The 14488-nt window shown below is 67.3% G+C and carries 13 protein-coding genes; 10 read left to right on the forward strand and 3 right to left on the reverse strand.

Translation table 11 applies throughout. From position 1 onward, the window contains the following. Nucleotides 1-25: 25 nt before the first annotated feature. Genes kdsA through C8J30_RS10590 form a run of 3 tightly spaced genes read right to left on the reverse strand, consistent with a single transcriptional unit; the run spans nt 26 to nt 3406 of the window. A complete protein-coding gene (gene kdsA / locus C8J30_RS10580) occupies nt 26-859 on the reverse strand; it encodes a 3-deoxy-8-phosphooctulonate synthase (protein ID WP_110805822.1) in 834 nt (277 codons plus the stop codon). A 14-nt stretch (nt 860-873) separates the two neighbouring features. Continuing rightward, the gene (locus C8J30_RS10585) at nt 874-2769 is read right to left on the reverse strand and encodes a capsule biosynthesis protein (protein WP_110805823.1); all 1896 of its coding nucleotides are present in this window, start codon (nt 2767-2769) and stop codon (nt 874-876) included. Continuing rightward, nucleotides 2753-3406 carry an ABC transporter ATP-binding protein gene (locus C8J30_RS10590; RefSeq protein ID WP_110805824.1) on the reverse strand — a complete coding sequence of 218 codons (654 nt, stop codon included), beginning with the start codon at nt 3404-3406 and terminating at the stop codon, nt 2753-2755. The genes C8J30_RS10585 and C8J30_RS10590 overlap by 17 nt, the downstream gene beginning before the upstream one ends. Before the next feature lie 305 nt (nt 3407-3711). Between C8J30_RS10590 and C8J30_RS10595 the strand changes: the two genes are divergently transcribed. The 10 genes from C8J30_RS10595 (at nt 3712) to C8J30_RS18620 (ending at nt 14418) form a co-directional block, all read left to right on the forward strand. Continuing rightward, the gene (locus C8J30_RS10595) at nt 3712-4524 is read left to right on the forward strand and encodes an SseB family protein (protein ID WP_110805825.1); all 813 of its coding nucleotides are present in this window, start codon (nt 3712-3714) and stop codon (nt 4522-4524) included. 296 nt (nt 4525-4820) lie between these two features. Then, nucleotides 4821-6251 (forward strand): FAD-linked oxidase C-terminal domain-containing protein, encoded by a 1431-nt coding sequence (locus C8J30_RS10600; protein ID WP_110805826.1) that lies wholly within the window; start codon nt 4821-4823, stop codon nt 6249-6251. Between the two features lie 42 nt (nt 6252-6293). Then, entirely contained in the window at nt 6294-7367 is a 1074-nt protein-coding gene (locus tag C8J30_RS10605; RefSeq protein WP_110805827.1) for an FAD-binding protein, read from the forward strand. Further along, complete coding sequence (gene glcF / locus C8J30_RS10610; protein WP_110805828.1) at nt 7367-8650, forward strand: glycolate oxidase subunit GlcF; 1284 nt, start codon at nt 7367-7369, stop codon at nt 8648-8650. Before C8J30_RS10605 ends, glcF begins: the two co-directional genes overlap by 1 nt. A gap of 54 nt (nt 8651-8704) precedes the next feature. Further along, nucleotides 8705-9484, forward strand: coding sequence for a trypsin-like serine peptidase (locus C8J30_RS10615; protein ID WP_110805917.1), 780 nt, complete (start codon nt 8705-8707; stop codon nt 9482-9484). Between the two features lie 136 nt (nt 9485-9620). Next, nucleotides 9621-10106, forward strand: coding sequence for an Hsp20 family protein (locus C8J30_RS10620; protein ID WP_110805829.1), 486 nt, complete (start codon nt 9621-9623; stop codon nt 10104-10106). Between the two features lie 129 nt (nt 10107-10235). Continuing rightward, nucleotides 10236-11414 carry an MFS transporter gene (locus tag C8J30_RS10625; RefSeq protein WP_110805830.1) on the forward strand — a complete coding sequence of 393 codons (1179 nt, stop codon included), beginning with the start codon at nt 10236-10238 and terminating at the stop codon, nt 11412-11414. A gap of 105 nt (nt 11415-11519) precedes the next feature. Continuing rightward, a complete protein-coding gene (locus tag C8J30_RS10630; RefSeq protein ID WP_110805831.1) occupies nt 11520-12542 on the forward strand; it encodes an aspartate-semialdehyde dehydrogenase in 1023 nt (340 codons plus the stop codon). A 102-nt stretch (nt 12543-12644) separates the two neighbouring features. Continuing rightward, nucleotides 12645-14249: a DUF4139 domain-containing protein gene (locus C8J30_RS10635; protein WP_110805832.1), complete on the forward strand. Its 1605-nt coding sequence runs from the start codon at nt 12645-12647 to the stop codon at nt 14247-14249. 10 nt (nt 14250-14259) lie between these two features. Continuing rightward, nucleotides 14260-14418, forward strand: a complete 159-nt coding sequence (locus C8J30_RS18620; protein ID WP_181420846.1) for a hypothetical protein — start codon at nt 14260-14262, stop codon at nt 14416-14418. Nucleotides 14419-14488 lie beyond the last annotated feature (70 nt).

The following is a 14488-nucleotide window of genomic DNA, read 5'->3' on the forward strand; positions in this document are numbered from 1 at the left end:
TTTTCCAAGAAGAAGCGGAACCGGCTCAGAGCCGGATCGGATCGGCCTTGGCCAGCCGGTCGAAACCCATCAGCGTCTTGATCAGCTTCGGCATCTGATCGAGCGGGATCATGTTCGGACCATCGGACGGCGCGGTATCGGGGGCTTCATGCGTCTCGATGAAGACCCCGGCGATGCCAAGGCTCACCGCCGCGCGGGCCATCACCGGCGCCATCTCGCGCTGCCCGCCCGAGGCGCCGCCAAGCCCGCCCGGCTGCTGCACCGAATGCGTCGCATCCATGATCACCGGATAGCCGGTCTTTGCCATCACCGGCAGGCCGCGCATGTCGGCCACCAGCGCATTGTAGCCAAAGGAGGTGCCGCGCTCGGTCAGCAGGATTTTCTCGTTGCCGGTCGAGGCGACCTTTTCCGCGACATTCGGCATGTCCCAAGGGGCGAGGAACTGGCCCTTCTTGATGTTGACCACCCGGCCGGTTTCGCCCGCCGCGATCAAGAGGTCGGTCTGCCGACACAGGAACGCCGGGATCTGGATCACGTCGACCACCTGCGCCGCGATCCGCGCCTGTTCGGGGTCGTGGATGTCGGTCAGCACCGGGCAGCCAAGCTTCGCCCGCACCGTGTCGAGGATCGCGAGACCGGCATCGAGGCCGACGCCGCGCTTGCCCTTCAGGCTGGTGCGGTTCGCCTTGTCGAAACTGCCCTTGAAGACGAATTGCGCCCCCGCCGCCGCGCAGGCCTCGGCCATCACCTCGGCGATCATCATCGCATGCGGCACGCTTTCCAGCTGGCAGGGCCCGGCGATCACCGTCAGGGGCAGGTCATTGCCGACCGTCAGGCGGCCGATGCTCACGTTTTTCATGTTTTTCTCCGGGATCAGCTCGAGACCTGTTCGCGCAGGATCGAGGCCGTCAGCGACAGCATCAGGTAGATACCCGAAAACACGAGGAACGCCAGCAGCGTGTCTTCAAAAGCGCGGGGGTAGGTGGGCTCGTCCGGCGCCACCGGCCGCACCCCCATCTCGAGGTAGCGCACCTGCTTGTTCGCCTCGATCCGCGCCACTTCCATCTGTTGCGCCGCCGCGGCCAGAAGCCCCTGCCGGGTTTCCAGCTCCGCCTCGGCGATGCGCAGCTGCCCGGTGACCGAAGCCAGCGATTCCGTGCTGCCGGATTTTTCGGTGAGTTTGCGCCGCAGATCCGCGATCAGGCTTTCGAGCCGCGCGATATCGCCCTTCACCCCCGCCACGCGGGCGGCCGACGGGCTCGGGTTGTCCAGCAGTTGCTCGAGTTCCAGACGTTTCTTCTGCAACTCGGTCTCGAAGCCGTTCACCTGGGCCATCTTGCCCGCGCCCTCGGCGGCGGGATCGAGAACGCCGACCTTTTCCTGCAGGCCCAGAACCTTGGCCTGCGCGGCAAAGACCTTCTGCTCGGCATCGTCATAGCTTTCGCGGGCGCCGCGCATCTGGTCTTCGCGCAGCCGCCCGGTCAGCTTGTCCACCTGCCCCTCGGCGTAGGAGATCAGCGCCTCGGAAAAGGCCTTCGAGACAGCCGGATCGGCGGCGATCACCTCCATCCGGATGATCCCCTCGGACGGGTCGTAGCCGATCTTCACGTTGCGCTTGTAAAGCTTGTAGGCGGCCTCGTTCGTGGCGCCGGGGTCGAGCCGCTGGATCGGGTCGATCCAGGGCTGCGAGAAATGCGCCTTGAAGCCCTTGTCCGCTTCGAGCCGCATCATCGCGTCGCGCGATTGCAGGAAGCTTTGCACCGTGACCGAATCCTGGTTCGTGGCCAGCTGCGTCCCCGAGAAGAGACTGCCCAGACCCGAGCCGCCGCCGCCCATGCTGTCGGCCTTCTGGATCACGAATTCGGTCTTCGTCGCATACATCGGCGTGGCGACGACGAAATAATACCAGCCCGCGATCAGCGTCGGCAGGAAGACGAAGAAGGCCAGCCGCGCCGTCAGCAGCGCGATCCGGCGCCGCCTGCGCTTGGCGATGTCACGCTGGATCTTGATGATTTCCCGCGCCCTCGTGCCCTCATCAAGCGGCGAAGGTCCGGGCGGCGGGGCGGGAACCTGCGCCGGGGTGATCGTCTGCGGCAGCTGCACGCGGGTGTCGGCGCCAGCGCCGTCGATCCGCGCCAGCGCCTGCGTGGTGGCCGAACCGCCCCGCACCCCGCCGGGCGTCGGGATCGAGGCCGCCTGGGCCACGCTTGCGGCATCGGCGCGCTCGAGCGCCATCAGCGCATTGCGGTCGAACGGATCGATGCCGCGGCGGCGCAGCAGCAGCACCGCCTCGAAATCCGAGGTCGCTTCGATGCCGTACTTTTGCGCCGTGCGCCGCGCCAGCCGCAGCTGCCGCCCGGTCAGGCCCTCGCTGCGGATCACGGCGATTTCCTCGTCGGTGGTCATCTCGGACGGGGCGAGCACCTGCGGGGCCGCGGCGCGCGGCGCAGCCGTCGGGAAGGGCGCGTCGCCGAAGCCGTCTTCCTCGGTTTGAAACAGCTCGCTGCCATCGCCCGAAAGCGGCTCGGGCCGGGGCTGCTGCCGCGGCGGGGGCGGGGTGGTTGCCGCCTGCGGCGGCGTCACGGCGCTTTCCGCCATCGGCGGTCGCGCGGGCGCAGCCGCGGGCTCCGTCTGGGTCTCGATCCGCTCGGCACGGCGGCGCAGCAGATCCTCGACCGGGGCGAGATCGGCACCTTGGCCGGGCTTGCCTGCGAGGATCGGGGTTTCGCGGCGGATGCGATACCGGGTCGCCTTAGGAGTGGTAGTCATACATCCGTTTCGCTTCTTCCAGAGTGTCGAACATGTAGAGTTGCCCGTCGCGCAGCACGGCCGCGGTGCGGCAGAATTTCTCCAGCGTCTTCGCCTGATGCGAGACGACGATCACCGTCGCCTCCTTCAGCCGGTCGCGCAGGATCGATCCCGCCTTGCGGTTGAACTCCACATCGGTGGTCGAGGGCATGCCCTCGTCGATGAGGTAGATGTCGAATTCGAGCGCCAAGAGCAGCGCAAAGGTCAACCGCGCGCGCATGCCCTGGCTGTAAGTGCCCACCGGCATGTCGAAATATTCCTCCAGCCCGCAGAGCCAGCGGCAGAAGGCTTCGACATAATCCGGGTCAAGTCCGTAAAGACGCGCGATGAACCGGCTGTTCTCGCGCCCGGAGTGCTTCGAGACGACGCCGCCCATGAAGCCCAGCGGAAAGGACACCCGACAGGTCTTGCGGATCTCGCCCTCGTCGGGTTTTTCGAGCCCCGCCATCATGTTGATGATCGTCGTCTTGCCGGTGCCGTTCGGCGCCAGAATGCCGAGCGAATTGCCCAGTTCGACACGGAACGACGCCTGGTCGAGAATGACCTTGCGCCGCTTGCCCGTCCAGAAGGACTTGCTGACGTTGTCGAATTCGAGCATCGCTTCCCGGCCTGCTGTGCCGCCTCTTGCCCCGGTCGGTGCATCGTGCCCTGTTGAGGTTAACAAACCGCCAAAAGACACCCGATGCCTAAGGACGCATTTGGGCGAGAATATGTCCGAAAGGCTTATTCGTCTACAATCCCCGCCGATTGCAGCGGCATCACGAAACGATGAGGCGGTGCGCGGAAAACCCGCGTCAGGGGTGCCTTTCGCTTGCCCGCGGGGGCGGGGCGCACTACGGGAAGCCTGATGCAATCTGGCGCCGATGGCCTGTCGGCGCGCGCCCGAAGGAAGGGAAGCCCGCGATGACATCCGATCCGACCGCCTATGACCGTGCCCATGCCGCGATGGAGGCCGAGCCCGAAAACGAAGCGCTGCGGCTTGCGGTGTACGACCGGCTGGCCGATGCAGAGTTGTTCGTGCTGCTGGAAAACGAGCCCGACGCGGAGGACGACATCGTCCCGCAGGTCTTCGAGACCGAAGAGGGCGATTTCGTGCTGGCCTTTGATACCGAAGAGCGGCTGGCCTCGTTTTCCGAAGAGCCGGTGCCCTATGCGGCGCTGCCCGGTCGGGTGATTGCGCAGGTTCTGGCGGGCGAGGGCGTCGGGCTTGGCGTGAACCTTGGCGTGGCCGACAGCGCGATGCTGTTGCCGCCCGAGGCGCTGGAGTGGCTGACGCACACGCTGACCCACGTGCCCGAGGCCGGTGCGGCGCGGCCGCTGGAGTTTGCCGGGCCGGGGCTTTCGCCCGCGGTTCTGGCGCTGCTGCTTCCGGCGTTCGAGGCGAAATTCGAGCAGCTTGCGGGCCTTGCGACCGAGGCGGTGCTGGGGTCTGTGCTCTGGGAAGGAGGCCGTCGCGGTCATGTGCTGGCCTTCTTCGGCGCCCCCGAGATCGCCCGTCCCGGCATTGCGAAGGCGATGGGCGAGGCGCTGATGTTTTCGGGCCTCGAGGCCGGGGAGCTTGATGTGACCTTCCTTGACGCGGCCGATCCGGCGGCGGCGGTGCTGCTCGAAAAGGGTCTGGTGCTGCATCTGCCCGAGCGCGTGGTGGAAGAGGTGCAGGAGTTGAAACTGACCGCCCCCGGCATGGACCCGGACAAGCCGCCGATCCTGCGCTGAGCGGGCTTTGGCCGCGGCTGTTGACGCGGCCATGCGAGACAGGTGCCCTGTCGACGCCGAGTGCCCAAAGCACTCGGCCAGCGCCCGCCCCGCCCATGGCGGGCGCTTCTCGCCCGCCGGGTCGGGCGCCGGCCTCTGCCGCGCATCGGGCAGCTGGTCCCGTGACGCGGTGGTCTCTGCCGGGCGGGGAAAGGCAGTGCCTTTCCTGTTCCGCCCGAAACGGCGGCGCTCATCGTTTTGGTTGCGCGAATCCGCATAATTGGTCATAACTTTTGACCGGAGCGGAGGAGAACGCCATGCAGATGCCCCTTCCCAGCGCCAAGGTGCTGGCCGAGAAGGCTTTGATCGTCAAACGCTTGCGGGCATTCCTGCCGCGCGATTCGGTGATCGACGACCCGGCCGAGACGCGGGCCTATGAATGCGATGCGCTCTCGGCCTATCGCTGCGCGCCCCTCGCGGTTGTGCTGCCGCGCACCACGGCCGAAGTCGCGGCCTGTCTGAGGCTGTGCCACCAGATGGGCGTGCCGGTGGTGCCGCGCGGCGCGGGCACCTCGCTTGCGGGGGGCTCGATGCCCTCGGCCGATGCCGTCGTGCTGGGGCTGGCGCGGATGAACCGGGTGCTGGAGGTCGATTACGCGAACCGCTTCATCCGGGTCGAGGCCGGGCGCACGAACCTCTCTGTCACCGGCGCGATCGAGGGCGAGGGCTGGTTTTACGCCCCCGACCCGTCGAGCCAGCTCGCCTGCGCGATCGCGGGCAATATCGGGATGAATTCGGGCGGCGCGCATTGTCTCAAATACGGCGTCACCACGAACAACCTGTTGGGGGTGACACTGGTCACCATGCAGGGCGAGGTGGTCGAGATCGGCGGGCCTTGTTGCGACGCGGGCGGGCTTGATCTGCTCGGCGTCGTCTGCGGTTCGGAAGGGCAGTTGGGCGTCGTGACCGAGGCGACCCTGCGCATCCTGCGCCAGCCCGAGGGTGCGCGCCCGGTGCTGATCGGGTTTTCGTCAAACGAGGTCGCGGGCGCCTGCGTCGCCGACATCATCCGCGCGGGCATCCTGCCCGTCGCGATCGAATTCATGGACCGCCCCTGCATCGAGGCGACCGAGGCCTTCTGCCATGCCGGTTACCCGGATTGCGAGGCGCTTCTGATCGTCGAATGCGAGGGCAGCCCGGCCGAGATCGCCGAGCAGCTGGGCCTGATCCGGCAGATTGCCACCGGCCACGACCCGGTCGAGTTCCGCGAGGCGCAATCGCCCGAGGAGGCGAAACGGATCTGGCTGGGCCGCAAATCGGCCTTTGGCGCGATGGGGCAAAAGGGCGATTACATGTGCCTTGACGGGACGATCCCCGTTTCCGCCCTGCCGATGGTGCTGCGCCGGATCGGCGAGATCTCGCGCGAGTTCGGGCTGGAGGTCGGCAATGTCTTTCACGCGGGCGATGGCAACATGCACCCGTTGATCATCTACAACGCCAACGTGCCCGGCCAGCAGGAGCTGTGCGAGCGGATGGGGGCCGAGATCCTGAAGCTTTGCGTCGAGGTAGGCGGCTGTCTGACTGGCGAGCATGGCGTGGGCATCGAAAAGCGCGATCTGATGACCGTGCAATTCGCCCCCGCGGATCTGGAGGCGCAGATGCGGGTGAAGGATGTCTTCGATCCGAAGTGGCTGCTGAATGCGGCGAAGGTGTTTCCGCTGGATGTCAGCGCGTCGCGGCGTGGCTGAGGTCGGCCGGGGCGTATTTGGACCAAGAAAAAGGCAGGGTCGATGAAGGTTGAAAGCGAGAAGGCGCTGGTCGAGGCGGTGCGGGGGGCCACGCGCCCGCTGCGGATCGTCGGCGGCGGCACGCGGCCGGTCGGCGCTTTGGCCGGTGACCCGCTGCAGGTGGCGATTTCGGGGATTTCGCTCTACGAGCCGGGCGCGCTGACGCTGATCGCCGGGGCGGGCACGCCCCTCTCCGAGATCGAGGCGGCGGTGGCCGCCGAGGGGCAGCGGCTGCCCTTCGAGCCCGCGCGCTGGGGGGCTGTGCTGGGCGCTGCGGGCGAAAGCACGATCGGCGGGGTGGTCGCGGCGAATGTGTCCGGGCCGCGCCGCGTGCAGGCGGGGGCCTGTCGCGACAGTCTGATTGGCCTGCGCTTTGTCGATGGCACCGGCGCCGTGGTGAAGAACGGCGGTCGGGTGATGAAGAATGTCACCGGCTATGATCTGGTGAAGCTGATGGCCGGGTCCTGGGGCACTCTGGGCGTGTTGAGCGAGGTGGCTTTCAAACTGCTGCCCGCCGCGCCCGCGCAGGCGACCTTGGTGATGGATGTGCCGCTGACCGAGGCTGCCAAGGTTCTGGCGGCGGCGCTGGGGTCGCAATTCGATGTCTCGGGCGCCGGATGGCTGCCCGGGGTGGGGGCGATTGTCCGCATCGAGGGGCTGGAGCAATCCGTGACCTATCGCGCTGGGCGGCTGTGCGACGTGCTGGCGGCCTGGGCGCCGAAGGTTATGCGCGAAGACGGTGCGGGCCTCTGGCGCGATCTGGCCGAGGTTACGCCGTTCCATGGTCGGCCGGGCGATCTGTGGCGGTTCTCGGTCAAGCCCTCGGACGGGCCGCAGGTCGCGGCGCGGCTGGGCGGGCAGGCGGTGCTGGATTGGGGCGGCGGGCTGGTCTGGGCGCTGGTGGCCCCCGGCACCGACGCGCGCAGGCTTGCCGCGCCCTATGCGGGCCATGCCACCTGCTTGCGCGGCGCCTTTGCGGCCTTCGAACCCGAGGCCGCCCCGGTTGCCGCGCTCAGCCGTGGCCTGCGCGCGCGCTTTGATCCGAAAGGCCTTTTCAACCCCGGAAAGATGGGCTGATGCAGACGAATTTCACGCCCGAGCAGCTGGCCGATCCCGCGATCGCCCGCGCCAACCAGATCCTGCGCAGCTGCGTGCATTGCGGCTTTTGCACCGCCACCTGCCCCAGCTATCAGGTGCTGGGCGACGAACTCGACAGTCCGCGCGGGCGCATCTATCTGATCAAGGAGATGCTGGAAACCGGCCGCCCCGCCGATGCCCGCACCGCCAAGCACATCGACCGCTGTCTGGGCTGTCTCGCCTGCATGACCACCTGCCCCTCGGGTGTCGATTACATGCATCTGATCGATCACGCCCGGGCGCATGTGGACCGCACCTACAAGCGGCCGCTGATGGACCGGCTGTTGCGCGCGCTTCTGGCCTTCACCGTGCCGCATCCGACCCGGTTCCGCCTTGCGATGACGGCGGCGCGGCTCGCGAAACCTTTCGCCAAGGCTGTCCCCGATGCGCGGCTGCGCGCGATGCTGGCGATGGCGCCCGAAAGCCTGCCGAAGCCCTCGCCCAATGTGAAGCCGCAGGTGTTCCCGGCCGAGGGGCATCGGCGCTACCGCGTTGCCCTGCAGACCGGCTGCGCGCAGAAGGCGCTCGATACCGACATCAACGACGCGACGATCCGGCTGCTGCGGCGGCTCGGCTGTGAAGTGGTCATTCCGCAAAATCTGGGGTGTTGCGGCGCGCTTGTCCACCATATGGGCCGAGAGGCCGAGGCGCATGGGCAAGCGGAAGCCAACATCCGCGCCTATCTGGCGGCGGGGCAACTCGATGCGATCATCATCAACACCTCGGGCTGCGGCACGACGGTAAAGGATTACGGCAGCTATTTCGCCGCGACCCCGCTGCAGGCCGAGGCCGCGCAGGTAGCAGGCCTTGCCCGCGACATCACCGAGTTTCTGGCCGAGATCGGCCTGCCCGAGACGGCGCCGAAACCGCTGCGCGTCGCCTATCACGCCGCCTGTTCCCTGCAGCATGGCCAGAAGATCAAGACCGCGCCCAAGGATCTTCTGAAAGCCGCAGGCTTCACCGTGGTCGAACCGGCCGACAGCCATCTGTGTTGCGGCTCGGCGGGCACCTACAACCTGCTGCAACCCGAGATCTCGGGCGAACTGAAACGCCGCAAGGTCGCGACGCTCGAGGCCACCGCGCCGCAGCTGATTGCCACCGGCAATATCGGCTGCATGATGCAGATCGGCTCGGGCACCGGGCTGCCCGTCGTGCATACGGTCGAGCTTCTCGACTGGGCCACCGGCGGGCCGAAACCGCCGCGGCTGGCGTCCTTGCCATAATCTTGCCCAAGGCGCAGTCTAGGCAGGGAGACCCGACCGGAGTAACCCATGCGCCTGCGCCTTGCCCTTGCCCTTGCCCTGATCGCGCTTTGCGCCCCCCCCGCGGCGGCGTTCGAAAGCGGGCTGAAGCTTCTGGCCACCGGCAATGACAGCCGCGGCTGGGAGGCCGTCGGGCGGCTGGAACTGGGTCATGGCAGCTTTTGCACCGGCACGCTGATCGCCCCCGATCTGGTGCTGACGGCGGCGCATTGTCTTTACGATCCGAAGACGCAGAAGATGATCGAGGCCAGCGCGATCGAGTTTCAGGCCGGGCTGCGCAACGGCCGCGCGGTCGCCTATCGCAATGCGCGGCGTGCGGTGGCGCATCCGTCCTATCAATATCTTGGTCCGCGGCAGTTCGATCGCGTCGGCTACGATCTGGCGCTGGTGCAGCTCGATCAGCCGATCCGGCTGCCGCAGGTGCATCCCTTCGCGATCGACACCTCGCCCGCCGAGGGCGATACGGTCGGCGTCGTCTCCTATGCCCATGACCGCTCCGAGGCCCCCGCGCTGCAAAGCATGTGCAATGTGCTGACCCGCGACAGCGACGTGGTGCTGATGAACTGCGCGGCCGATTTCGGATCCTCGGGCGCGCCGGTCTTTGCGATGCGCGGGGTCGAGCCGCGGATCGTCTCGGTCGTCTCGGCCAAGGCCGAGCTGCGCGGCAAAAAGGTCTCGCTTGGCACGCTCGTCGAGCGGGTCGAGGCGGTGCGGGCCGAACTTGACCTGCCCGACAGCGCCGCCCCGGTGAACGAGACGCGCCGCATCGGCGGGGCAAAATTCGTCCGGCCCTGAGGGCCTGCGCCCCCTTGAAAGCGCCAAAACCGCTTCCCACATTTTTTCCATCGGGGTGCCATGACGGGCCCCGGTTCCAAAGGCCCGGCCCCGTTCGGGGCGGGCAGATCGACATCGCTCAAGAGAGGATGACACCATGCGTGCCTTTGATTTTTCGCCGCTTTATCGCGCCACCATCGGCTTTGACCGCGTCGCCGACCTGATGGATCGGGCGCTGGCCACCGACGTGACCCAGCCGACCTATCCGCCCTACAACATCGAAAAGACCGACGAGAACGCCTATCGCATCACCATTGCGGTGGCGGGTTTCGCCTCGGACGAACTGACGGTCGAGCTGCGCGAGGGCGCGCTGATCGTCACCGGGCGCAAGGCCGAGGAGGCCGACACCTCCCGCACCTATCTGCACCGGGGCATCGCCACCCGCGCCTTCGAGCGCCGGTTTGCGCTGGCCGATCACATGAAGGTCACCGGGGCCACCCATGCCGACGGCATGCTGAACCTTGATCTGGTGCGCGAAGTGCCCGAGGCGCTGAAGCCCCGCCGGATCGAGATCGCCGCGCCGGGCAAGGTCACGGCGAAACAGGTCGACAGCATTCCGGCCGCCGAGGCGCTGAACGCCTGATCCAAAGCTTTCCTCCCAGGACTGGGGCGGCTCCGGCCGCCCCTTTTCTTTTGCGCCCCCCATTTCTTTTGCGCCCCCTTGCATCGCCGTCCCGCCCAAGGCAGCTTGGCCCGGTTCCGGGGAGGGATCATGCGACTGTCGATTGCGTTTCTCGTGGCGGGCTATGTGCTCAGCCAGTTCTATCGGGCCTGCCTTGCGGTCTTGACGCCGGTTCTGAAAACGGAACTGGGCGCGACGGCCGAGGATCTGGCCGTGTCGCTTGGCCTTTGGTATCTGGCCTTCGCGCTGATGCAGATCCCGGTGGGCGAGGCGCTCGACCGGATCGGGCCGCGCCGCACCGTGGGCTGGGTGCTGGCGCTGGCCGGGGGGGGCGGGGCTGCCACCTTTGCGCTCGCCACCGGACCCTGGGGCATTCATCTCGCCATGGTGCTGATCGGCATCGGCTGCGCGCCGGTGCTGATGGGGGCCTATTTCATCTTCGCGCGCAGCTTTCCCATGTCCCGTTTCGGCACGCTCGCGGCGCTGGCGGTGGGGGTGGGCAGCCTTGGCAATCTTGCCGGGGCCGCGCCGCTCGCCTGGGCGATTGCGCATCTGGGCTGGCGGGCGACGCTTTGGGGGCTGACCGGGCTGACGCTGGCGGTGGCGCTGGGTGTGCTGATCTTCACCCGCGACCCCGAACGGATCGTGCGGCAGGGGCAAAAGGCAAGCGCGCTCGACATCCTGCGGCTGCCCGGGTTCTGGATGATCCTGCCGCTGATCTTCACCAGCTACGCCGCCCCGGCGGCGTTTCGCGGGCTTTGGGCGGGGCCGTGGCTCGGTGCGATGCAGGGCGCCGATGCGGCGCTGATCGGCCGGGTGACGCTGGTGATGGGGGCGATGATGGTGCTCGGCAATTTCCTGTGCGGCCCGGCCGAGCGGGTGGCGGGCTCGTCAAAACGGGTGGCGGTGCTGGGCAACGCCGGGCTGTGCCTGTGCCTTGGCGGTCTGGCGCTGCATCCTGATGCCGGGCTTTGGACGGGAACGCTGCTTCTGGCGGCCGTGGGCTTCTTTGGCGCCACCTATCCCGCGCTGATGTCGCATGGCCGGACCTTCCTGCCGCCGCATCTGGTGGGGCGGGGGGTGACGCTGTTGAACCTCTTTTCGATCGCCGGGGCGGGGATCGGGCTGTTCCTGTCGCGCCCGGTCTTTGCGGCGGCCTCGAGCACGGGCGATCCGGTCGCGGCCTATCGCACGCTTTTTCTGTTCTTCCTCGTGCCGCTTCTGGCGGGCTTGGGCATCTATCTCTTCGCGCGCAGCCGCCCCGCATGACGTTTGCGGGTGTTTGCGCACCACTTTTCCGAAACTTTCCCGAATCCCTTTCCAAATCGCGGCGTTTCCGCTAGCGGGGGTCGTTCTTTCGAGAAGGAGGTCCGGATGGGCTACAAAGTCGTCGTCGTCGGTGCCACGGGCAACGTTGGCAAGGAAATGCTGAACATTCTCGCCGAGCGCGAGTTCCCGGTCGACGAGATCGCGGCGCTGGCGTCGCGCAAATCGCTTGGCACGGAAGTCAGCTTCGGCGACCGAACTTTGAAGACCCTCGATCTGGACACCTTCGACTTCACCGGCTGGGACATCGCGCTCTTCGCGATCGGCTCGGACGCAACGAAGGTCTATGCGCCGAAAGCCGCCTCGCAGGGCTGCGTCGTGATCGACAACTCGTCGCTCTATCGCTACGACCCGGAAATTCCGCTGGTCGTGCCGGAAGTGAACGCCCACGATGTCGTGCGCTACACCAACAAGATGATCATCGCGAACCCGAACTGCTCGACCGCGCAGATGGTGGTGGCGCTGAAGCCGCTGCACGACCGCGCCAAGATCAAGCGCGTCGTGGTCTCGACCTATCAATCCGTGTCGGGCACCGGCAAGGAAGCGATGGACGAGCTGTGGAACCAGACCAAGGGCATGTATGTCCCCGGTCAGGAAGTGGCCCCCAAGGTCTATCCCAAGCAGATCGCCTTCAACGTGATCCCGCATATCGACGTTTTCCTTGATTCCGGCGAGACCAAGGAAGAATGGAAGATGGTGGCCGAGACGAAGAAGATCCTCGATCCGTCGATCAAGGTCACCGCGACCTGCGTGCGCGTGCCGGTCTTCGTCGGCCATTCGGAAGCCGTGAACATCGAGTTCGAAGACTTCCTCGACTGGGAAGAAGCGACCGAGATCCTGCGCGAAGCGCCGGGCGTCATGGTCGTGGATAAACGCGAAGCCGGTGGCTACATCACGCCGATCGAATGCGTCGGCGAATATGCCACCTACATTTCGCGCATCCGTCAGGACAGCACGATCGAGAACGGCCTGAACCTGTGGTGCGTCTCGGACAACCTGCGCAAGGGCGCGGCGCTGAATGCGGTGCAGATCGCCGAAGTGCTGGGCCAACGCTGCCTGAAGAAAGCCTGATCACGGCTGACCCGCTGAAACGTGAGGGCGTCCCTTGGGGCGCCCTCTTGCTTTTGCGCGCAACCCAAGGGACGCTGAGCGCAGTTTTCCCGGGAGGAACCCATGCTCCGTCTGCCCCTTTTCGCCAGCCTTTGTCTTGCCTGTGCCCCCGCAGCGCTTTTCGCCGCCCCCGCCGAAATTCCGGCAACCCTTTCCGCAGTCACGCTTTTCCCCGAAGGTGCGCAGGTCACCCGCACGATCGCCGTGCCCGCGGGGGCAACCGAAGTGCTGGTGCCGAACCTGCCCGACGGCACCGATGCCGCCAGCCTGCGCGTCGCGGGCGAGGGGGTGGAAATCGGCGCCGTGACGCTGATGGCGGACCGTGAACCGGCCGCGCGCGGTGAAGCCTCGCCCGAGGTGAAGGCTGCGCGGGCCGATCTGGAGGCCGCGACGAAAGCCCTGGCCGAGGCCAAGGACAAGGTGGCGACGCTGAAGGCGAAGGTGACGGCTGCCGAGGCGCAGGCCGAGTTTCTGCGCAGCCTGGACACCTCCAACACCCCCCCCGAAAAGATCGCGATGCTGGCGCAATCGGTGGCCGAAGGGGTGCTGGCCGCGGAACAGGCGCGCGTTGCGGCCCGGGCCGAAGTGCGGGCGGCCGACGCGGCCTTGAAGCCGCAAAAGGAAGCCGTCGAGCGTGCGAAACAGGCGCTTGAGGCGCTGGAGCACCCGGCGAAGGCCAGCGACGCGCTGGTGATGACGGTGTCGGGCGCGGGGACGGTCACGGTGACGACCTTTGTCGAGGCCGCGGGCTGGTCGCCGAGCTATGATGCCCGGCTCGACAGCGCCGCGGGCAAGCTGGCGCTCGATCGGTTCGTCTCGGTGCATCAGGCCTCGGGCGAGGATTGGCGGGGCGTGAAGCTGGTGTTGTCGACCGCGCGCCCGTCCGAGCGCACGGACCCGTCCGAGATGTGGTCGGACCTGCGCCGCATCGGCCCGCCCGAGCCGCCGATGGTGGGGATGGCGGCGCCGAAAGCGGCGATGGACAGCTATGCCGCCCCGGTGATGGAGGCCGCGCCCGCGCCGGTCGCCAGCCGGATGACGATGGAGATGCAGGGCGAGACGGTGATCTACAGCTATCCGACCGCCGTCGATATCCGCGACGGGGTGGAAGACCTGCGCCTGAAGCTCGACCGCATCGAAGAGCCGGTCACCGTCCGCGCCGAGGCCGTGCCGATGTTTGACGAGACCGCCTATCGCGTCGTCGAGGGCAAGACTGCCGGGGTCGAGCCGATCCTGCCCGGCCCGGCGGTGCTCTGGCTCGATGGCGCGGTGGTGGGGGCGGTCGAGCTGCCGCTGATCGCGGCGGGGGACAAGCTGCATCTGGGCTATGGCGCGATCGACGGGCTGCGGCTGAAGCGGGTGATCCCGCAGGCGAACGAGGGCGACCGGGGTCTGATCACGAAGTCGAACGAGCGCACCGAAACCGCTCAAATCACGATCGAAAACCTGACCGACAAGGCGTGGTCCCTGCGGGTGATCGACCGCGTGCCCTATGCCGAGCAGGAAGATCTGCAGATCACCCATACCGCCACCCCCGCCGAGACGACGGCCGATTACGACGACAAGCGCGGCGTTCTGGCCTGGGATCTCGATCTGGCGGCCGGGGCGAAGCAGGTGATCACGCTCGACACGACGATGCGCTGGCCTGCGGATCAGGTGCTGCAGTAAGCTGCGAGCGATGGAAATCCTCAAGGCGCTGCTGATCGGCGTTGGGGTCTATGCGCTCCTGCAATGGAGCGACCGGGCGCCATCGAATCTGGAGATGGCGCTGCTGGTCGCGCTTTGGTCCGGGGCGGTGGGGCGGGTGTTCTGGCGCATCCGCAAGCGCCGGAAATGACCGGGGGCAGGGGATCGCGCGCAGGAGCCGTCCGGGCGGCGGGCGAGGAACTCATGTCGCGCGTCGCCGC

This window comes from Rhodobacter viridis, assembly GCF_003217355.1.
GTDB classification, from domain to species: Bacteria; Pseudomonadota; Alphaproteobacteria; order Rhodobacterales; family Rhodobacteraceae; genus Rhodobacter; species Rhodobacter viridis.